This is a genomic window from Leisingera sp. CC-HEC093 (genome assembly GCF_059429195.1).
This window is the reverse complement of record NZ_JCAIJR010000004.1, coordinates 12,582-31,803: the sequence shown is the minus strand read 5'-3', so window position 1 is coordinate 31,803 and position 19,222 is coordinate 12,582. Positions and strand designations below refer to the sequence as shown.

General features: G+C 63.6%; 22 protein-coding genes. 18 read left to right on the top strand and 4 right to left on the bottom strand.

Going from position 1 to position 19,222, the window contains the following annotated elements; genetic code table 11:
• The first annotated feature begins 2 nt into the window (after positions 1-2).
• The 9 genes from AC5STB_RS21435 to nqrF all read left to right on the top strand — a co-directional run bounded on the left by AC5STB_RS21435 (position 3) and on the right by nqrF (position 8,767).
• Entirely contained in the window at positions 3-242 is a 240-nt protein-coding gene (locus AC5STB_RS21435; protein WP_260004526.1) for a hypothetical protein, read from the top strand.
• A gap of 96 nt (positions 243-338) precedes the next feature.
• Positions 339-1,433: an alcohol dehydrogenase family protein gene (locus tag AC5STB_RS21430; protein ID WP_495444892.1), complete on the top strand. Its 1,095-nt coding sequence runs from the start codon at positions 339-341 to the stop codon at positions 1,431-1,433.
• Positions 1,430-2,554, top strand: coding sequence for a mandelate racemase/muconate lactonizing enzyme family protein (locus AC5STB_RS21425; protein ID WP_495444891.1), 1,125 nt, complete (start codon positions 1,430-1,432; stop codon positions 2,552-2,554). Before AC5STB_RS21430 ends, AC5STB_RS21425 begins: the two co-directional genes overlap by 4 nt.
• Before the next feature lie 358 nt (positions 2,555-2,912).
• Positions 2,913-4,256, top strand: coding sequence for a Na(+)-translocating NADH-quinone reductase subunit A (locus AC5STB_RS21420; protein WP_495444890.1), 1,344 nt, complete (start codon positions 2,913-2,915; stop codon positions 4,254-4,256).
• 5 nt (positions 4,257-4,261) lie between these two features.
• The gene (locus tag AC5STB_RS21415; RefSeq protein ID WP_495444889.1) at positions 4,262-5,470 is read left to right on the top strand and encodes an NADH:ubiquinone reductase (Na(+)-transporting) subunit B; all 1,209 of its coding nucleotides are present in this window, start codon (positions 4,262-4,264) and stop codon (positions 5,468-5,470) included.
• Positions 5,463-6,266, top strand: a complete 804-nt coding sequence (locus AC5STB_RS21410; protein WP_495444888.1) for a Na(+)-translocating NADH-quinone reductase subunit C — start codon at positions 5,463-5,465, stop codon at positions 6,264-6,266. Before AC5STB_RS21415 ends, AC5STB_RS21410 begins: the two co-directional genes overlap by 8 nt.
• The gene (locus tag AC5STB_RS21405) at positions 6,266-6,919 is read left to right on the top strand and encodes an NADH:ubiquinone reductase (Na(+)-transporting) subunit D (RefSeq protein ID WP_495444887.1); all 654 of its coding nucleotides are present in this window, start codon (positions 6,266-6,268) and stop codon (positions 6,917-6,919) included. The genes AC5STB_RS21410 and AC5STB_RS21405 overlap by 1 nt, the downstream gene beginning before the upstream one ends.
• Positions 6,919-7,527, top strand: coding sequence for an NADH:ubiquinone reductase (Na(+)-transporting) subunit E (gene nqrE / locus AC5STB_RS21400; protein WP_019296950.1), 609 nt, complete (start codon positions 6,919-6,921; stop codon positions 7,525-7,527). Before AC5STB_RS21405 ends, nqrE begins: the two co-directional genes overlap by 1 nt.
• A gap of 16 nt (positions 7,528-7,543) precedes the next feature.
• Positions 7,544-8,767, top strand: coding sequence for an NADH:ubiquinone reductase (Na(+)-transporting) subunit F (gene nqrF / locus AC5STB_RS21395; RefSeq protein WP_495444886.1), 1,224 nt, complete (start codon positions 7,544-7,546; stop codon positions 8,765-8,767).
• 125 nt (positions 8,768-8,892) lie between these two features.
• Here the strand turns inward: nqrF and AC5STB_RS21390 are convergent, their stop codons facing one another.
• Positions 8,893-9,474, bottom strand: coding sequence for a YceI family protein (locus tag AC5STB_RS21390; RefSeq protein ID WP_495444885.1), 582 nt, complete (start codon positions 9,472-9,474; stop codon positions 8,893-8,895).
• 152 nt (positions 9,475-9,626) lie between these two features.
• Between AC5STB_RS21390 and AC5STB_RS21385 the strand changes: the two genes are divergently transcribed.
• Together AC5STB_RS21385 and AC5STB_RS21380 are read left to right on the top strand one after the other, a co-directional pair.
• Positions 9,627-10,070, top strand: a complete 444-nt coding sequence (locus AC5STB_RS21385) for a MarR family winged helix-turn-helix transcriptional regulator (protein ID WP_495444884.1) — start codon at positions 9,627-9,629, stop codon at positions 10,068-10,070.
• A gap of 171 nt (positions 10,071-10,241) precedes the next feature.
• Complete coding sequence (locus AC5STB_RS21380; protein ID WP_495444883.1) at positions 10,242-10,484, top strand: hypothetical protein; 243 nt, start codon at positions 10,242-10,244, stop codon at positions 10,482-10,484.
• Between the two features lie 103 nt (positions 10,485-10,587).
• Here AC5STB_RS21380 and AC5STB_RS21375 read toward each other — a convergent pair whose 3' ends face one another.
• Positions 10,588-11,112 (bottom strand): CBS domain-containing protein, encoded by a 525-nt coding sequence (locus AC5STB_RS21375; protein ID WP_495444882.1) that lies wholly within the window; start codon positions 11,110-11,112, stop codon positions 10,588-10,590.
• Positions 11,113-11,224: 112 nt separating this feature from the next.
• Here AC5STB_RS21375 and AC5STB_RS21370 point away from each other — a divergent pair, with 112 nt between their 5' ends.
• The 3 genes from AC5STB_RS21370 (at position 11,225) to nqrM (ending at position 12,817) form a co-directional block, all read left to right on the top strand.
• Positions 11,225-11,413 (top strand): hypothetical protein, encoded by a 189-nt coding sequence (locus AC5STB_RS21370; protein ID WP_495444881.1) that lies wholly within the window; start codon positions 11,225-11,227, stop codon positions 11,411-11,413.
• Between the two features lie 79 nt (positions 11,414-11,492).
• A complete protein-coding gene (locus AC5STB_RS21365) occupies positions 11,493-12,539 on the top strand; it encodes an FAD:protein FMN transferase (RefSeq protein WP_495444880.1) in 1,047 nt (348 codons plus the stop codon).
• Between the two features lie 32 nt (positions 12,540-12,571).
• Positions 12,572-12,817, top strand: coding sequence for a (Na+)-NQR maturation NqrM (gene nqrM / locus AC5STB_RS21360; protein WP_039174020.1), 246 nt, complete (start codon positions 12,572-12,574; stop codon positions 12,815-12,817).
• Between the two features lie 26 nt (positions 12,818-12,843).
• On the opposite strand, the gene AC5STB_RS21355 is transcribed toward nqrM, so the two are convergent.
• The gene (locus tag AC5STB_RS21355; RefSeq protein WP_495444879.1) at positions 12,844-14,253 is read right to left on the bottom strand and encodes an efflux transporter outer membrane subunit; all 1,410 of its coding nucleotides are present in this window, start codon (positions 14,251-14,253) and stop codon (positions 12,844-12,846) included.
• A gap of 284 nt (positions 14,254-14,537) precedes the next feature.
• Here AC5STB_RS21355 and AC5STB_RS21350 point away from each other — a divergent pair, with 284 nt between their 5' ends.
• Positions 14,538-15,959: an aldehyde dehydrogenase family protein gene (locus AC5STB_RS21350; RefSeq protein ID WP_495444878.1), complete on the top strand. Its 1,422-nt coding sequence runs from the start codon at positions 14,538-14,540 to the stop codon at positions 15,957-15,959.
• 110 nt (positions 15,960-16,069) lie between these two features.
• Here the strand turns inward: AC5STB_RS21350 and AC5STB_RS21345 are convergent, their stop codons facing one another.
• On the bottom strand, positions 16,070-17,422 hold the full coding sequence (locus AC5STB_RS21345; protein WP_495444877.1) for an MmgE/PrpD family protein: 1,353 nt from the start codon (positions 17,420-17,422) through the stop codon (positions 16,070-16,072).
• A gap of 206 nt (positions 17,423-17,628) precedes the next feature.
• Here AC5STB_RS21345 and AC5STB_RS21340 point away from each other — a divergent pair, with 206 nt between their 5' ends.
• The 3 genes from AC5STB_RS21340 to AC5STB_RS21330 all read left to right on the top strand — a co-directional run bounded on the left by AC5STB_RS21340 (position 17,629) and on the right by AC5STB_RS21330 (position 19,206).
• Complete coding sequence (locus tag AC5STB_RS21340) at positions 17,629-18,516, top strand: LysR substrate-binding domain-containing protein (protein WP_495444876.1); 888 nt, start codon at positions 17,629-17,631, stop codon at positions 18,514-18,516.
• Positions 18,517-18,598: 82 nt separating this feature from the next.
• Positions 18,599-18,823 (top strand): AbrB/MazE/SpoVT family DNA-binding domain-containing protein, encoded by a 225-nt coding sequence (locus tag AC5STB_RS21335; RefSeq protein WP_495444875.1) that lies wholly within the window; start codon positions 18,599-18,601, stop codon positions 18,821-18,823.
• Positions 18,820-19,206 carry a type II toxin-antitoxin system death-on-curing family toxin gene (locus tag AC5STB_RS21330; protein WP_495444874.1) on the top strand — a complete coding sequence of 129 codons (387 nt, stop codon included), beginning with the start codon at positions 18,820-18,822 and terminating at the stop codon, positions 19,204-19,206. Before AC5STB_RS21335 ends, AC5STB_RS21330 begins: the two co-directional genes overlap by 4 nt.
• Positions 19,207-19,222 lie beyond the last annotated feature (16 nt).

Below are 19,222 nucleotides of genomic sequence, written 5' to 3'. Positions count from 1 at the left end.
TGGTGGAGCGCGCGGAACTCGACCAAGCGTTGTTGAAGGCGCATGAGGACAAGGACAGCGCAGAGCTGGTGCGGCTCTACACGCTGGCCGGTGATCAGGCGGAGGCAGCGGGCAACATTGACGCGGCCTGCTTCTACCTGACCCATGCCTTTGTCTTTGCGCTGGAGGCCGGGCAGCCGGAGGCGAAAGAGCTGAACCGCCGTCTGGCGGCGCGCGGCCGCGCGCATCCGCTGGAGCTGTGATACACGTTTCAGGGTGTTGTCCCCGCGGGGAAAGCACCCTGTTTTGGCCGGCAGGGGAGGGCCGGCCAATCTAATTTCAGAAGGGGAGGTTGGGGCATGATTCCAACGAAGATGGCAGCGGTCCTGCTGACCGGTCACGGCGGCATCGACAAGCTTGAGTACCGCACCGATGTGCCGGTGCCGCAGCCCGGACCGGGCGAAGTGCTGATCCGCGTTGCGGCGGCGGGCATCAACAACACCGACATCAACACCCGCATCGGCTGGTATTCCAAGGCGGTGGATGCCGACACCAACGCAGGCGGCGCCAGCGGGTTCGACAGCGTCAATGACGATGACGCCAGCTGGTCCGGCAAGCCGCTGGAATTCCCGCGCATCCAAGGCGCAGACGCCTGCGGCCATATCGCTGCGGTGGGGGAGGGGGTCGACCCCGCCCGCATTGGCGAGCGGGTTCTGGTGCGCAACATGCTGCGCACTTACGTCGATTACCGCCCCTATGAATGCTGGACCTTCGGCAGCGAATGCGACGGCGGCTTTGCTCAATTTGCGGTGGCGCCTGCGCGCGAGACCCATGCGGTGAACTGCGATTGGTCGGACGCGGAATTGGCCTCGATCCCCTGCGCCTATTCCACGGCGGAGAACATGCTGCACCGGGTGGGCCTGGGCGCGGAAACCGTGCTGATCTCCGGCGCGTCCGGCGGCGTCGGCTCCGCTGCTGTGCAGCTGGCGAAACGCCGGGGTGCCACGGTGATTGCGCTGTCCTCTGCCGCCAAGGCGGACGAGGTTCTCGCGCTTGGCGCCGACCGGGTGGTGGACCGCAATGCGGATCTGATCAAAGAACTGGGCGAAGGGTCCATCGACGTGGTGGTTGATCTTGTGGCGGGTCCGCAATGGCCCGATTTTATGGATGTTTTACGGCGTGGCGGGCGGTATGCCACCGCAGGCGCCATTGCAGGGCCGATCAGCGAAATCGACGTGCGCACGCTCTACCTCAAGGACCTGACCCTGATGGGCTGCACCTTTCAGGAGGATGAGGTGTTCGCCGATCTGATCGCCTACATCGAAGCCAGCGAAATCCGCCCGCTGGTCGCCAAGACCTATCCGCTGAACGATATCGCCACTGCGCAGGGGGACTTCCTGAGCAAGAAGCACACCGGCAAGCTGGTTCTGATGATCCCGGAGGTGTCCGGGTGAAAATAAAAAAGATCGAGCTCTATCAGCTGGACCTGCCCTATTCCGGCGGCGTCTACACCCTGTCGGGCGGGCGGGAGTACCGCAGCTTTGATGCCTCTTTCGTGCGCATCACCACCGACACTGGGCTGGAGGGCTGGGGCGAGAGCACGCCGTTCGGTTCCACCTATATCGCCGCGCATGCGCTGGGTGTGCGGGCGGGCATTGCTGAGATTGCGCCCTATCTGCTGGGCCGCGACCCGCGGCAGATGGACCGCATCAACGAGGCGATGGATGAGGCGCTTGTGGGCCACAACCACGTCAAGTCCGCGATTGACCTGGCTTGCTGGGATCTGTTCGGCAAGTCGGTAAACCTGCCGGTCTGCGAACTGCTGGGCGGCTCCACCGGCAAACGCCTGCCGGTGATCTCCTCAATCTATGCGGGCAGCCCCGAAGACATGCGCGCCCGCGTCGCGCAGCACCGGGAGATGGGCTATCTGGGCCACTCGGTGAAAATCGGCGCGCTGGACGGCGAGGGCGGCCCGGCGCTGGATGCAGAGCGCATTCGCGCGTCTCTGGCCGATCGGCAGCCCGGTGAGTTCTTTCTGGTCGATGCCAACGGCGGGCTGACGCCGGAAACCGCCCTGCGCATGCTGCGGATGCTGCCCGAGGGGCTGGATTTCGTGCTGGAGGCACCCTGCAAGACCTGGCGTGAGACCATGTCGCTGCGCAAACGCTGCACTGTGCCGATCATCCTGGATGAGCTGGTTCAGCAGGATGAGGATATTGCCCTGATGCTGGCGGAGGACGTGGCGGACGGCATCGGCCTCAAGATCTCCAAGGCGGGCGGGCTGACCCATGGGCGGCGGCACCGGGACATGTGCCTGGCCGCGGGCGCCACGGTCAGCGTGCAGGATACTGTCGGCTCCGCCATCGCGTTTTCCGCGATTGCGCATCTGGGGGCGACGGTGCCGGAGCGCTCCTTGCGCTGCATTCTGGACTGCCGCGATATGGTGACGCTGAAAACGGCGGAGTTTAACGCACCGGTCAAAGACGGCGGCGTTCTGGTGCCGGATGCGCCGGGGCTGGGCATCACCGTTGACCGGGGGCTGATGGGCGCGCCGCAGGCCGTCTGGGACGCCTGAATACGCAGTATTTGGTAGAATCAGTTTCAACGGGTTGTTGAGACTGACAGGCAGACTGGCCCGCCCCGGCGGAGCTTGCGGGAACGGGGTTGCCGTTTCCGCCTGCCCGCATTGACGGTTTCCCGAGACCCGTGAGCGCCAACAGTCTGATAAAAGCGCCCAGTGCACAGGAAATTGGAGCACAGGCAGGGGCACAGCCTTGCCAATCGGCGCCGAATTTGATTCGAGTGCGCCGGATAATCAGGACAGGCTGTGCGGATGTGCGGAAAACGGCATTTTGTGCGTTTTCTTTGCCGCCGCTGCCGGAACGGGGTAAGAACCGCCACGGGATTCGGCCTTGGAGGGACGTAGCGCAAATATGAAGACATTTAACTTGAGAAAGGGGCTGGATCTGCCGGTGACAGGCGCACCGGAGCAGGTGATCCACGACGGCCCCGCCATCACCTCGGTGGCCGTGCTGGGCCCCGACTATGTGGGCCTGAAACCCCGCATGCTGGTGCAGGAAGGCGAGGAGGTCCGCCGCGGAACTCCGCTGTTCTGCCACAAGGATGCCGAAGCCGCGTTGATGGTTGCGCCGATGACCGGCAAGGTTGTTGCGATCAACCGCGGTGCGCGCCGGGTGCTGGAGAGCGTCGTGATTGCGGTTTCCGATGCCGAAGACACCGGCATTGATTTCTCTGCCACCGGCAATGCTGACACTGCCGAAGGGCTGACAGAGAAGCTGTGCGCCGCGGGCCTGTGGACCTCTTTCCGCACCCGTCCCTATTCCAAGATGCCGCAGCCGGGGTCCAAGCCCGCCGCGATCTTTGTGACCGCGATGGACAGTGAGCCGCTGGCCGCCGACGCCGCCGTGATCATCAATGATGCGGCTGAGGCGTTTGAGGCAGGCCTGAAGGCCGTGACCCTGCTGACCGACGGCACCACCTATCTGTGCCAGAAGACAGGCGACAGCATTCCCGGTGCGAACCTTGCCGGTGTCGAGGCTGCTGGTTTCTCTGGTCCGCATCCCTCGGGCCTCGCTGGCACCCATATCCACTTCCTGCATCCCGTCCGCGCGAACGATCAGGTCTGGACCGTTTCCTATCAGGATGTGACCGCCATCGGCCGCCTGCTGCTGAGCGGCCATCTGGACCCCTCCACCGTGGTTGCCATCGCCGGTCCTGCAGCACGTTCCCCGCGTCTGGTCCGCACCGTCGCAGGTGCCTCCACCGATGAGCTGACCCGCGGCGAAATCGCTGCCGAAGGCCCTGTGCGGGTGATCTCCGGCTCGATCCTGTCGGGCCGCCAGGCGGCTGGTCCGCTGGCGTTCCTCGGCCGCTTTGCACGCCAGGTTGCGATCATCGAAGAAGACCGCAAGCAGATCCCGCTGGGCTGGATCCGTCCGATGGGCGGCAAATACGCCGTGCAGCCGGTGCTGGGCTCGGCGCTCAGCCGCAAGCTGTTCGGCCTGACCAGCAACCTCAACGGCGGCCGCCGGGCGATGGTGCCCACCGGCACCTTTGAGCAGCTGATGCCGCAGGACTACCTGCCGACGCAGCTCTTGCGCGCGCTGCTGGTGATGGACACCGACACCGCACAGGCGCTGGGTGCGCTGGAGCTGGACGAAGAGGACATGGGCCTCGTCGGCTTTGCCTGCCCGGCCAAGTACGAATACGGGCTGGCGCTGCGCGACTGCCTGACCAAGATTGAAAAGGAGGGCTGAGCCGGATGGGATTGCGCAGCTTCTTTGACAGGATCGAGCCTCATTTCGAGAAGGGGGGCAAGTACGAAAAGCTCTTCCCCGTCTACGAGATGGTGGAGTCCTTCCTGTATACCCCGAAAACCGTCACCTCGGTGGCGCCGCATGCCCGCTCATACGTCGATATGAAGCGGATCATGACCTATGTGGTGATCGCCACCATCCCGTGCATCCTGTGGGGCATGTGGAATACCGGCTATCAGGCGAACTCGGCAATTGCCGCGCTGGGTGCTGACGCGGCCACTGGCTGGCGGATCGCCATCCTGCAGATGTTCGGCATCTCGCTGGATGCGGCGAACCCGATGGCCAATATCGCGCACGGGTTCCTCTACTTCCTGCCGATTTACATCGTGACACTGGTTGCGGGCGGCATCTTCGAGGTGATCTTTGCCACCGTCCGCGGCCATGAGGTGAACGAGGGCTTTCTGGTCACCTCGATGCTTTATACCCTGATCATGCCGGCCTCCGCGCCGCTGTGGCAGGTGGCGCTTGGCATCATCTTCGGCGTGGTGATCGGCAAGGAAGTCTTTGGCGGCACCGGCAAGAACTTCCTGAACCCGGCGCTGGTGGGCCGCGCGTTCCTGTATTTCGCCTATCCGGCAAACATGTCGGGCGACGCTGTCTGGACCCCGGTTGACGGCTTCTCCGGCGCGACCGCGCTGGGTGTGACTGCCGCCGACGGCGTGCAGGCGCTGGCCGCCAAGGGCATCGAATGGTCGGATGCGTTCTTTGGCATCATCCAGGGCAGCTTCGGCGAAACCTCGACGCTGGCCTGCGCCATCGGCCTGGGTTTCCTGCTGTTCACCAAGATCGCCAACTGGCGCCTGATCGTCGGCTGCTTGGGCGGCATGATCGCCTTCTCGATGCTGCTGAACCTGATTGGCTCCGACACCAACCCGATGTTTGCGATGCCGTGGTACTGGCACCTGGTGCTGGGCGGCTATGCCTTTGGCCTGGTGTTCATGGTGACCGAACCCGTGTCCGCATCCCACACCAACGCGGGCCGCTACATCTACGGTGCCCTCATCGGCGTGATGGTGGTGCTGATCCGGGTGCTGAACCCGGCCTTCCCCGAAGGCATGATGCTGGCGATCCTGTTCGGCAACGTCTTTGCACCGCTGATCGACTACTTCGTCGTGCAGGCCAACATCAAACGGAGGGCGCGCCGCCATGGCTGATACCCAAAGCAAGGGCCTGATTGGCCGCTTCCTCGCCGCATCGCCGGATTCCGTCGGCAAGACCATCGTCATCGCCGTTGGCGTCTGCCTGCTGGCCTCGATGATCGTGTCCTCCGCCGCCGTGTCCCTGCGCCCGGTGCAGGAAGTGAACCGCAAACGCGACAAGCAGCTGAACGTTCTGCAGGTTGCCGGCCTTTATGAGCCGGGCGTCAAAGTGGCAGAGGCGTTTGCCGCCTTTGAACCGCAGGTGCTGGATCTGGAAACCGGTGAGTTCACCGATCAGTTCGACGCTGCCAGCTTTGACGGTCTGGCCGCCGCGCAGGACCCGGAGCTGAGCCGCGCGCTCGAGAACGACCCTGCGGGCATCGGCCGCCAGTCGCGCTATAAAACCGTTTACCTGCTGCGGGAGGAAAACGGCGATCTGGACAAGGTGATCCTGCCGATCCACGGCTATGGCCTGTGGTCGACCCTCTATGGCTTCATCGCGATTGAGGAAAACGGCAATGACATCTTTGGCTTGCAGTTCTATCAGCACGGCGAAACGCCGGGCCTGGGCGCCGAGGTGGACAACCCGCGCTGGAAGTCCCTGTGGAGCGGCAAGAAGCTGCATGACGAAAGCGGCGAACTGCAGATCAGCGTTGCCAAGGCGCAAGGCCCGGCCGGGCCGGAGCACCACATCGACGCGCTGGCCGGTGCGACGCTGACCTCTGTCGGTGTGGACAACCTGGTGAAATTCTGGATGGGCGAAGAGGGCTACGCGCCCTTCCTGAAAGCCCTGCAAGCGGGAGAGCTCTGATGGCGCAGACCAAGAAGGAAATGCTGGTCGACCCATTGGTCGACAATAACCCGATCACGCTGCAGGTTCTGGGCATTTGCTCGGCGCTGGCGGTGACGTCATCCTTGCAGGTGGCGTTTGTGATGACCCTGGCGGTGACCTTCGTGACCGCGTTCTCGTCGATGTTCATCTCGATCCTGCGCAATCAGATCCCCAGCTCGATCCGGATCATCGTGCAGATGGTGATCATCGCCTCGCTGGTGATCCTGGTTGATCAGGTGCTGAAGGCCTATGCCTTTGAAATCTCCAAGACGCTGTCGGTCTTCGTCGGCCTGATCATCACCAACTGTATCGTGATGGGCCGCGCCGAGGCGTTCGCCATGAGCAACCCGCCGGTGGCCTCCTTCATCGACGGCCTGGGCAACGGCATGGGCTATGGCCTGATCCTGATGCTGGTCGGTGTGATCCGCGAGCTGTTCGGCTCTGGCTCCCTGTTCGGCATCACCATCCTGGAAACCGTGAACAACGGCGGCTGGTATGTGCCCAACGGCATGCTGCTGCTGCCGCCCTCGGCGTTCTTCGTGATCGGCCTGCTGATCTGGGCTTTCCGCACCTGGAAACCGAACCAGGTCGAAGAGCGTGAATATAAAATCCAGAACGTGGAGGCGCACTGATGGAAGGGCTGATTTCACTGGCCGTTAAGGCCATCTTTGTCGAGAATCTCGCGCTCTCTTTCTTCCTGGGCATGTGCACCTTCATTGCGGTGTCCAAGAAGATCTCCACCGCGCTGGGTCTGGGGATTTCGGTGATGCTGGTGCAGGCCATCACCGTGCCCACCAACAACCTGCTGCTGACCTACCTCTTGAAACCGGGCGCGCTGGCCTGGGCGGGCTTCCCGGATGTGGACCTGACCTTCCTCGGCCTGATCTCCTATATCGGGGTGATCGCGGCGATGGTGCAGATCCTGGAGATGATCCTCGATAAGTATTTCCCGCCGCTGTACAACGCGCTGGGGGTCTTCCTGCCGCTGATCACGGTGAACTGCGCGATCCTTGGCGGTTCGCTGTTCATGGTGGAACGCGACTACAACTTCGCGGAAGCAACGACTTACGGCCTCTCCTCCGGCTTTGGCTGGGCGCTGGCGATCACCGCGATGGCGGGCGTGCGCGAGAAGCTGAAGTATTCCGACGTGCCGGACGGCCTGCAGGGCCTGGGCATCACCTTTATCACCGCGGGTCTGATGGCGATGGCCTTCATGTCCTTCAGCGGCGTCAAACTGTAAGGGAGCGTCTGAAGTCATGGAAACTTTCACGCTCGGCGTTGTCCTGTTCACGGTGATCGTGCTGGCGCTGGTGGCCATCATTCTGGCCGCCCGCTCCCGCCTGGTCGCGACCGGCAACGTCAACATCACCATTAACGGTGAGAAAACCATCTCAGTCCCGGCTGGCGGCAAGCTGCTGCAGACGCTGGCGGCTGAGAAACTGTTCGTTCCCTCCGCCTGCGGCGGCGGCGGCACCTGTGCCCAGTGCCGGGTGCGTGTGCATTCCGGCGGCGGTTCGATCCTGCCGACTGAGGAAAGCCACATCACCAAGCGCGAGGCGTCTTGCGGCGACCGCCTGTCCTGTCAGGTTGCGGTCAAGCAGGACATGCAGGTCGAGGTTCCGGAGGAAGTCTTCGGCGTCAAGAAATGGCGTTGCAAGGTGCGCTCCAACGACAACGTGGCGACCTTCATCAAGGCGCTGGTTCTGGAGCTGCCCGAAGGCGAAGACGTGAACTTCCGCGCCGGCGGCTACATCCAGATCGAAGCGCCGGAGCACCAGCTGGCCTATACCGACTTCGACATCCAGGAGGAGTACCGCGAGGATTGGGACCGCTTCAATCTGTGGCAGTACAAATCCGTGGTCGATGAACCGGTCGAGCGCGCCTATTCGATGGCGAACTACCCGGACGAGAAGGGCATTATCATGCTGAACGTCCGCGTCGCGTCGCCGCCTCCGGGCAGCAGCGACATTCCGGCCGGTAAGATGTCGTCCTACATCTTCAACCTGAAGCCGGGTGACGAAGTCACCATCTCCGGCCCGTTCGGCGAATTCTTCGCCCGCGATACCCAGAAGGAAATGGTGTTCATCGGCGGCGGCGCCGGCATGGCGCCGATGCGCAGCCACATCTTCGACCAGCTGAAGCGCCTGCAGAACCGCGACCGCAAGATCAGCTTCTGGTACGGCGCGCGCTCCAAGAAAGAGATGTTCTTTGTCGAGGACTTTGACCAGCTGGCCGAGGAATTCGACAACTTCGAATGGCACGTCGCCCTGTCCGACGCCCAGCCCGAGGATGACTGGAAAGGCTACACCGGCTTTATCCACAACGTTCTGTTCGAGGAATACCTCAAGAACCACCCGGCGCCGGAAGACTGTGAATTCTACATGTGCGGCCCGCCGATCATGAACCAGTCGGTGATCAACATGCTGCTGGATCTGGGTGTGGACCGCGAGGACATCATGCTGGACGACTTCGGCGGCTGAGCTGGAGAAGAGAGCGGAAAATCAGAAAGCCCCGGGTGGAAATATCCGGGGCTTTTTGCTGTCTTCAGAAACGCGCCGGGCAGGGGGTGACATCTGTACCCCCCCCGTGCACCTGCGGGGCGCTGTTACTCTGCCTTCAGCTCGCTGACGATATGGATGGTGATCGGGCCGGTGGAGAAGCCGCCGACGCCGAACGCCTGATGGTCGATGGTGGTGGTGGCCTCAAACGCGGCCCAGTCGCCCTGGTAATATTCGACCGCGCCGCCCAGGGGATGCGGGCCGAAGTGGGTCATGGTGGTGTCCAGCACCACGGGCTGGGTGGTGCCGTGGATGGTCAGGTCGCCGGTTACCTTGGCTGTGTTGTCGCCGGTCTTCTCGATCCCGGTGCTGACAAAGGTGATTTCCGGGTAGGCCGCAACCTCCAGGAAGTCGGCGCTGGACAGGTGGTCGTCCAGCGGCCCGAACCCGGTGGCGACGCTGTCCGCCTTGATGGTCACATTCAGGGTGGAGGCTTCGGGGTTTTCCGGATCCAGCACCAGGGTGCCCTGGGCGTCGGTGAATTCACCGCTCTGCATGGAAACGCCGGCGTGGCTCCAGCTGAAGCGGACCTCAGTATGGCCTTGGTCGGTCTTGTAGGTGCTGGCTGCAAAGACGGCGGGGGCGGCCAGCAGCGCGGCGGCGGCGAGGGAGGCAATCCTGATCATCATGGCAATTTTCCTGTCGGATGGAGGTCGGGCCGGTAAAGGCTCTTGTTACGTGAGGATGCGATTGATCCTGGATCAATGCTATGACATCTATTTTCGTGCATCCACCAGCAACGGCGGCACCGCCGCAATGTTCACCAACTCGTGAAGACCGAATGACCCCCAGCAAACGCGAAACCGCAATCTGGATCCTGTTGAACCGCGCCCACCGGCAGGCGCACCGCGACATGGAGGCAATGCTGCGCCGCGCCGGGCTGCCCGGCTTGCGCTGGTATGACGTGCTGTGGGGGATCGAAATGGCCGGGGAGGACGGTGTGCGGGCCTATGAGCTGACCCGCAACCTGTTGTTTGAGCAGTCCAACCTGTCGCGCATTCTGGCCCGGATGGTGAAACAGGGGCTGGTGCGCGAAACCGTGTTCGAACAGGACCGCCGCGGCAAGCTGCTGCATCTGACGGAAGACGGCGCGGCGCTGCGGCTGCAGATGTGGCAGATCTACGGCCCCGCGATCAAACAGGTGATGGCACCGCTGGACAGCGCGGAGGATCTGGAGGTGTTTCTGGAGCGCCTGCAAAAGACCGGCGGCGGGCCGTTTCTATGACCATCAGGCGCCGGGCTGAATATGACTAGGTCAGAACTGACAGAACCTTGGATCGCTGATTACAAGGCTACTTTGAGGCGAACCGGGCATTCAGAACGGGACATGCTAGAAATTGAATTGCGGGACTTTGCTGCCATTGACTGCTGACCTAACAAAAAATATCCACAAAGAATGGATGTGGTAAAAGTGTTCCCATATTTCTCAACTGACCGAGTTCACTCGGAACGCCGTTTTGCGATTGTGAGGCGGTCGGACGGGCTTTTTGCCATTGCCGATCAATACTATTACAGATCCGCTGACGAGGATGGTTCAGTCTATGCAGAGGGCTGGGCATCACTACCAGCTGATGGAATCTTCGCCAAGGAAGCTTTGGCTGAACAAGAGATCAACACACGAATAGCGGTTTGGGGCTGACGGCTTCGGGCTCAAACCGGAGTTTCGCTGCATCAAGCGTGAATGGCAGCAAAGCGTGCTGCCAGAATTGGTCCGCCCGAAGGCGGACCATCCGGTATGAGCCTCAGCCGACGATCATCTGCCTCATGCGCAGGGCTTCGTACTCCAGCTCTTTCAGGCGGAAGTTCACCACGTCGCCGACGGTGATCATGCCCGCCAGCTTACCGTCCTTGAGCACAGGCAGGTGGCGGAAGCGGCCCTCGTTCATTACCTTGGCCACGTCGATCAGCAGGTCGTCAGGCGCGCAGGTCTGGACCTCGCGGGTCATGATCTCCTCGACCAGCTGCGGCAGGGTATGGCCCGGTGTGTCCGCCAGGCGGCGCACGATGTCGCGTTCCGACAGAATGCCCTGCAGCGCGCCGTTCTGGTCGGTGACCACCAGCGCGCCGATGCGTTTCTCCTTCAATGCTTCCACCGCGTGTCCGACCGTGTCGTTGGGGCGGATCGCAAAGATCGCATCGCCCTTTGCCTCCAAGAGACTGGCGACGGTTGACTGGCCGTGCGACAAATTCGACTCGGCCGACTGGCTGTGGCTTTCCTGCCCGGCCTTGTCGCCCCGGGTGGGAGGCTGGTATGAGAACGGTGCCATGCGCGGGGTCTCCTCCTGTATCCTGCATCAGGTCATACCCCCATCTTAGCGGCGGATTATGATCGGGGAAGGGGCGAAATGACGCGAGCGCTAACAACGGCGGAAAAACAACATGTTCGAAACCCTTTACCTGACCCCTGAGACCGGCGCGCTGACGGTGTTCCTGGTGGTGGTTTGCGGCCACCTGTACCGGCAGAACTGGAAGACTGAAGCGCCGGGCGCGCGGTTCCGGTCCTGGCTTTACGGGGTGCCGGCTGCGATCGGCCTGCTGGCGCTGGCCTTTTTGCCACTGAAGTTCTGAGGCCTGACGCCGCGCGCGGTTTGACTCTGGCACGGGGCGAGGGCATAGCAGCGCAAGTTTTGCTGCCGGAGGTTGCCCTATGCCCAGCCTGACACCCAGAAAGTTCCTAGCTGCCCTTACCTTGCCCGCAATGCTGGCGGTGTCCGGCTGCTGGTTCGGCAGCGACCCGGAAGAGGTGCGGCTGACGGGCGAAACCATGGGCACCACCTACAGCGTGGTTGCCATTGGCGAAGATCTGGACCCGGAAGCGCTGGGGTCCGCTGTGGAAGGCACCCTGGCGGCGGTTAATGCCAAGATGTCGAACTGGGATCCGGCGTCGGAGGTTTCCACCTTTTCCGCTGCCCGCAGCACTGCGCCGGTGCGGGTGTCGCCGGAGTTTGCCCATGTGCTGGCGGCGGCGGGCGACGTGCACGCCAAGACCGGCGGCAAATTCGACGTGACCCTGGGACCGCTGATTGAGCTATGGGGCTTTGGCCCGCGCAAGCCCGAGGACCCGGTGCCATCGGATGAGGCCATCGCCAAGGCGCTGGAGGGTGTCGGCCAGGCGCGGCTTCTGGTGCTCGATGCCAGCGCCGGCACGCTCAGGAAATCCGCGCCGGAGACCGGCATCAACCTGTCCGCCATCGCCAAGGGCTATGGCGTCGATGCGGTGGCCGAAGCCCTGCACGGCTTCGGTGTCGAACACTACATGGTGGAGATCGGCGGCGATCTGGTGACCAAGGGCGAAAACGCCAAGGGCGAAGCTTGGCGCATCGGCATCGAAAAACCCGATGCGGCGGCGCAGACCGTGCAGCTGATCGTGCCGGTCAGCAATCACGGGCTGGCGACCTCCGGCGATTACCGCAACTACTTTGAACATGACGGCAAGCGCTATTCCCATATCCTTGATCCCGTTGCCGGGCGGCCGGTGACGCACAGCACCACTTCGGTCACGGTGATTGCGGAAAATGCCATGCTGGCCGATGCCTGGGCCACCGCAATGCTGGTTCTGGGCCGCGAAAGCGGGCTGAAGGTTGCCGAAGAGCATAAACTTGCCGTGTTTTTCATTGATCGGGACGTGCAAGCCGGCGCGGATGCCTATATGACAGCCGCAAGCAGCGCGTTCGAGGCGCTGACCGGAAACTGAAGCCGCGCCAAGCCATTCTGCGAGGGACCACTATGAGCACCTTTCTTCTGGCCTTCATTCTGCTGCTGATCGTCACCCTGGGCATGTCGCTGGGGGTGATCCTGATGGGCAAGAAAATCAAGGGCAGCTGCGGCGGCCTGAATGCGATTTCCGGTGCCGACAAATGCGTTGTCTGTTCCAAGGACGTGGACCCCGACAGCCCGCTGCGCGACAAGCTGCAGTGCAAGCGCGCGCGCAAGATGGTCGAGCAGATGGAGCGCGAGGCGCAGCAGGCCTGAGCCAGGCTGCGGGTTCCAGTTTCAGCTTATTCTGAAGGTTTCACCGCCACCACGGCGCTGCCCGGATCCTGGTGCGGCGCCCAGCCCTTGCCCAGGGAAATCTGCAGGCTGGCCCAGGCCAGCGCCAGGTCGCGGCGCGCGGTGATCAGGTTCAGCTCATTGTCGCGCAGCGCCTCTTCGGTGTTCAACAGGTCGAACAGGGTGATTTCGCTGGCGCGGAAGGTTTCGCGCGCCAGATCGGCAACCTTGACCCCAAGCCTGACGGCCCGGGCCTCGGCGGCGGCACGCTCGCGGACGGCGCGCAGGCTGCTCTGCTGCACCTGGACCTCCTCCACGGCGGAGCGCAGCGCGGCGCGGTAGTCGAATTCGGTGGCCTTGGCTTCGGCGATGGCGCTTTGGCGGGCGGCGTGCAGCACCGGGCGGTTGAACAGCGGCAGGGTCAGCTCCGGACCGATGGAAAAGAGATCGTTGACACCGCGCACCGCCTGAACCGAGCCGGTGACCGCCAGTGACGGGTACAGTTCAGCCTCGCTGACGCCGATGCTGGCGGTGGCGCTGCGCAGCTGGGCCTCGGCCAGCAGCACATCGGGGCGGTTGCGCAGCAGTGCCGCGGGCACCCCCAGTTCCGGCTGGCTGGCCGGGTAGGGCTGGCCGGCGCTGCCCTGCATCATCGCAAACACCTCAGCGGCGTCGCGGTCCAGGAGGGTTGCCAGGGCAAAGACCGACGCCTCGTAGCTGGCAACGAAGCCGGGCAGATCCGCCTTGGCGCTGACAACCTGCAGCTTGGTGCGTTCCACATCCAGCGCCAGGGCCGCACGGGCCTCCTGCAGTTCCAGCACAGTTGCCAGGATCTGTTCGCGCAGCTGGATGGTCTTGCGGGTAACAGCGGCGCCGCGCTGAAAAAAGCGGGCCTGGATATAGGTGCGGGTGATGGCGTCGATGATCGCCAGCCGGGTGGTGGCCATCTGGTAGAACTGCGCATCGCGGCCGGCCACCGCGCGTTCGGACCGGCGTTGAAACCCGCCAAACAAGTCAAAAACATAGGTGGCGTCAACCTGGGCCGCATCGGTGTTGCTGGAGCCATCGTCGGATTCCCGGCGCGAGAAGGTTGAGCCGGCCTCCAGACCGCCGCTGGCCTGCTGCGGGCGGCCGGTGCCGCGGCGCAGGGCCTCAGCCGCCTTCAGCCGTTCCTTGGCGGCCTTGAGGCCGAGGTTCTGCTGAAGCCCTGCTGCCACCAGTCGGTTCAGCGTGGCATCGTTCAGCTGCTGCCACCAGGTTTCGCTTGCGCCTTGTGCGGCGGCATAGGTGCGCGACTGGTAATAGGCCGCAGGCACCGCGAAATCCGGGCGGTGGTAGTCCAGGCCTGCGATGGTGCAGCTGCATAGAAAGCTGCCCGCCAGCAGCACGGATCGGGCTGTCCAATGGGGTCTGCTCATGTTCTGCCTCAGGGCGCCCTTATCGGCGGGCTTTGACCCAGCTTAGCCGCGGTTTGGGCCTGCCGCGAAACGGTTCCTGCGCCCGGCAGTCTGTTTGCCCGCTACTGATGCGCCCGGCCCACAGGCGGGCCTTGCGGAAAATAGCGGTTTTCTGGCGGTTTTGGCCTGTTCTGTGCGCCTGAAGCCGGGCAGAGTGCCAGGCCAGACCTGCCAGTCGGCGGGGCAGGAGGCGGCTGAGGCCCTGATCCGGGCCGCACCGGGAACGCAAGAGGGAGACCGGCCAGATGGACCTGCAGAAATTCTACATCGGCGGCGCCTGGGTGGCGCCGCATTCAGCCCGCGGATTTCCGGTGCTGAACCCGGCCACGGAACAGCAGATCGGGACCATCATCCTGGGGGATGAGGTGGATGTGAACACCGCGGTTGCGGCTGCCAGGGCGGCGTTTGACAGCTTCTCGCAAACCTCGCGCGCCGAACGAATCGCGCTGCTGGAACGTCTGCTGGAGATCAGCCGGGAGCGGCGGGAGGAATTGGCACAGGCATTGTCTGCCGAGATGGGCGCGCCGATCACCATGGCGCGGGACGCGCAGGCCGAGTCCGGGATCGGCCATCTGGAAGGCATCCTGGAGGCGCTGAAAACCCAGGAACTGCGCGAAACCCTGCCCAATGGCGATATCCTGGTGCGCGAACCGATCGGGGTTTGCGGCCTGATCACGCCCTGGAACTGGCCGGTGAACCAGATTGCGCTCAAGGTTCTGCCGGCGCTGGCAACAGGCTGCACCTGCGTGCTGAAACCGTCAGAGCATACGCCCATGTCGGCAGCTGTCTATGCGCAGATGATCCATGACGCGGGCTATCCGGCGGGTGTGTTCAACCTGATCCACGGTGACGGGCCGACGGTCGGCGCGGGCCTGTCACGGCACAGGGACGTGGACATGATGTCGTTCACCGGCTCGACCCGGGCGGGCATCGCGGTCGCCAAGGACGCGGCCGACACCGTCAAGCGGGTAACCCTGGAACTGGGCGGCAAGTCCCCGAACCTTGTGTTTGCCGATGCCGGCCTGCAGGAGACCGTCACCGCCTCGGTGCTGGAGTGCATGTACAACACCGGCCAAAGCTGCGACGCGCCCACCCGGATGCTGGTGGAGCGCAAGTGCTATGACCAGGTGCTGGAAATCGCCAGAGCCGCGGCCGAAGGCCAGGCGGTGGGCGACCCTGCGCAGGAAGGCGGCCACATCGGCCCGATGTTCGACCGCATCCAGTTCGACCGGGTGCAGGCCATGATCCAAAAGGGCATCGGCGAGGGCGCCACCCTGCTGGCGGGCGGCCTTGGCCGCCCCGAGGGGCTGGACACCGGCTGGTACGTCCGCCCCACCGTCTTTGCTGATGTCACCAATGATATGGCGATTGCGCAGCAGGAAATCTTTGGCCCGGTTCTGGTCATCATTCCCTTCGAGGATGAGGACGACGCCATCCGTATCGCCAATGACACGCCCTACGGACTTGCGGCCTATCTGCAGACCGGCGATCCGGAGCGGGCAGAGCGCGTCGCCGCACGGCTGCGTGCCGGCGCGGTGCATATCAACGGCGGCGGCTTCAACTACGGCTCGCCCTTCGGCGGCTACAAGCAGTCCGGCAATGGCCGTGAAGGCGGTATGCTGGGGCTTGAGGATTATCAGGAGGTGAAAACCCTGCACTTCGGCTGAGGCACGCAAGGTTTCATCTTTCCCCAAATACTCCGGGGAGCGCGAGGGGCCGGCCCCTCGCATGCGTCTGGCGCGTGCCGTAGGCCTGCCTTGCTGGCCGGGCGGCCGGCTTATGCTGCTGCAGTGCCGTAGAGCAGCCGCCCCAGATCGGAGAATGTGCTGGCCTCCGTGGTGAAGCCCAGCACCGCATCGCGGATTTCGCCGGCCCGGGCCACCCCCAGCACGGGCGCGGCGAATTGCATGAACTTGGCGGTGATCTCCTCCTGGCTGAGCGGCACCTCGCTGCCGCCGCGGGCGTGGATATCGCCTGAGCTGAGCTGCGCGCCATTGGTCAGGGTGACGGTCACATCAGCAGTGCGGCAGGCCGGAAAACGGGCATTGTGCGCATCGGTTTCGGCCACTGTGATGCGCGCGCGGATCGAGGCCGTCAGCGGGTCTGTCAGCCCTGCGCCGGAAATCTGCTCTGCCCCGATCCGGCCATGGGCGGCATAGGCGGCCACCGCGAAGGGCAGCGAGTACTGCGCCTGGCTGGTGGTGGCGGGCTGGCCCTGGAACAGGCAAGTGCCCTCGCGGAAGGTGTTCACATGGATGCGGGCGATCTGTTCATGGTGCAGGCTGTGTTCCAGCATCACCTGCCGCAGCCCGTCGATGGCGGCATGGGCCCAGCGGCAGATCGGGTAGGGCTTCACATACTGCTGCTCCATCAGCCAGTTCCGGCCAAGGTCCTGCCAGTAATGGGCGACCCGGTCCTCCTCCACCGTGATGGCGGGCGCGCCGGTAAAGCCCTTTTCCGCCAGCACTGCGGCAGAGATCCCCGCCAGCGCCCCCCAGGCAGAGCCGTCGTGCAGCATGGTGGGGCTGGCGATCTCGCGCATCATCTGGCTGCGGGGGCCGTGGTATTCGGCAATCCCCAGCGCCTCGCGCAGCCGGGCAGGGGTCAGGCCCCGCATGCGGGCGGCGATGGCGGCCACCCCCAGGGCGTTCCAGGCGCCCGAGGTGTGGTAGTCGCTGACCGTATTGTGCAACGACAGCGCCGCGCGGCCTGAGATTTCATAGCCCAGCGTGGTCAGCGCCAGAACCTCCGGCCCGGAGAGGTCCGGCACGGTTTCCGCCAGCGCCGCAATTGCCGGGATCACCACCACCCCGATATGGCCCTTGGCCGGGTTGAAACCGTCGTGGGCGTCCAGATTGTCGGTGGCCGCTGCAGCGGCATAGGCGGCGCCGGCGATGCTGACCCGGCGGCCGTCGAACAGCATCCGGGCGCTGAAGCCCTCTTCGCTGCTGCCATAAAGCGCTGCGGCGGTGTCGCGGGCAATGCAGCCGGCCTCCATCGGGGTGGCGCCGATAGTGATGCCCAGCGTGTCCAGGAACATCAGCGCTGCCGCGGTGCGGGTGGTTTCGGGCAGGTCTGCGGGGGACAGGCCGAAGGTGAAGTCTGCAACGCGGTTGAATGTGTCGGTCATTTGGGCGGTCCGTTTGCCAGGCTTTGACCAAGGGTAGGGGCAGGTACCGCCGGTGACCCGCAAATAAACCGGGGTCATTGGCCTGCATTATTTCGTGAAGTGAAAACTGGATACCGTTTTCCAGCGTTTCCGGAACGCGCACCCTTTGGAATTGCAGCCCCGGGCGAAGCATGGAAACATCAGCCAAAACCGCAGCCGGACCCATGATGAAGAATCTCCCTCACTTGACCTTCCTGCGCTCGTTCGAAGCCGCGGCACGCTATCTCAGCTTTACCTCGGCGGCGGACGAGCTGAACTGCACCCAGTCGGCGGTGTCGAACCACGTGCGGAGCCTGGAGGAGTTCATCGGCCGCCCGCTGTTCGTGCGCCATCCGCGGTCCCTGTCGCTGACCGATGTGGGAGAGGCCTATCTGCCCTCGGTCCGCCACGCGCTGCAGGAAATTGACAGCGCGACGCAATTGCTGATTTCGCAAAGCCACAAGCGGGAGGTGGTGATCTCCTGCCCCGTCAGCCTGGCGGAACGCTGGCTCTTGAAGGTGATCGAGGGGTTCTCAGCCGCGCATCCGGATATCGACCTGACCATCCACAGCACAATCTGGGTGGATGTGGAGACCAATGTCTCGGACATTTCGATCACCATCAACCATGTCGATGACGTGATTGGGCCGGCGGTCAAGCTGTGGGATGAGAAGCTGGCGCTGGTGTGCGCGCCGGGCTTCACGGTCGCGGGGGAGGTGCTGACGCGGCCTGAGCAGTTGGTGCAGGCCAAGCTGATCCACATCCTGGGGCGGCCGGTTTATTGGGAGAAGGTCGCCAAGCATTTCGGGCTGACCGGGATTGAGCTGAAGGGGGGGCTGCAGACCAATTCCTCTAACTTGGGGCTGGAGTTTGCTGCCAATGGGCTGGGCTGCGCGGTGCTGCCGAAAACACTGGTCCGGTCCCATGTGGCAGACGGGCGGCTGATGGAGCCGTTCGTCTTTGACGTTGATTGCCCCTGGACCTATTTCGCAACCTTCAAGGACAAGGCGGCGACACCTTCGGTCAAGCATTTCAAAAGCTGGCTGTTGAATGCAGCTGAAGAGATGCAGCTGTAGCCCGCCGGCGCTGACAGCGGCAGCATTGAATTTTGGCGGCGCCTGGCGTATATACACACATATATACACATGGAAGCTGCCAATGATTGAGACCAAGATCAGAAAAGTCGGAAACTCTGCCGTTATCACCCTGACGACGGAGATGCTGACGATGCTGGACGCCAAGGAAGGCGACACGCTGTTTGTGGTGCGCGGCGATGACGGCAGCCTGAGGGTGATGGCGCATGATCCCGCGGTGGCCGAGGCGCTGGCCGCAGCGGAACTGGTGATGGACGAAAACCGCGACCTGCTTCAGGCGCTGGCGTGAGCAAATTCACCTGGGTGCCGCTGGCGGCGGTGACCATCATTCATGACCGTCAGATTTCCCGCCATGGCGGTGCATCGGGGATGCGCGACAAGGCGCTGCTGGAGATGGGCTGTGCCCGGGCGATGAACCTGGCGGCCTATTCCGATGCGGGCGTGGCAGAGGTTGCTGCGGCTTATGCGTTTGGTATCGCCAAGGCGCACGCATTTGTGGATGGCAACAAGCGCACGGCCTTTGTGACCGCGGTGACGTTTCTGCGCCTTAATGGCTGCCAGTTCCGCCCCGACCCGGTGGAAGGCGTGCGGATGATGGAGGACCTGGCCACAGGGGATGTGGATGAGGCCGGATTTGCGCAGTGGCTGAAGGCTGGGATGCAAGCACTATAGAACAAAGCCGCCCTTT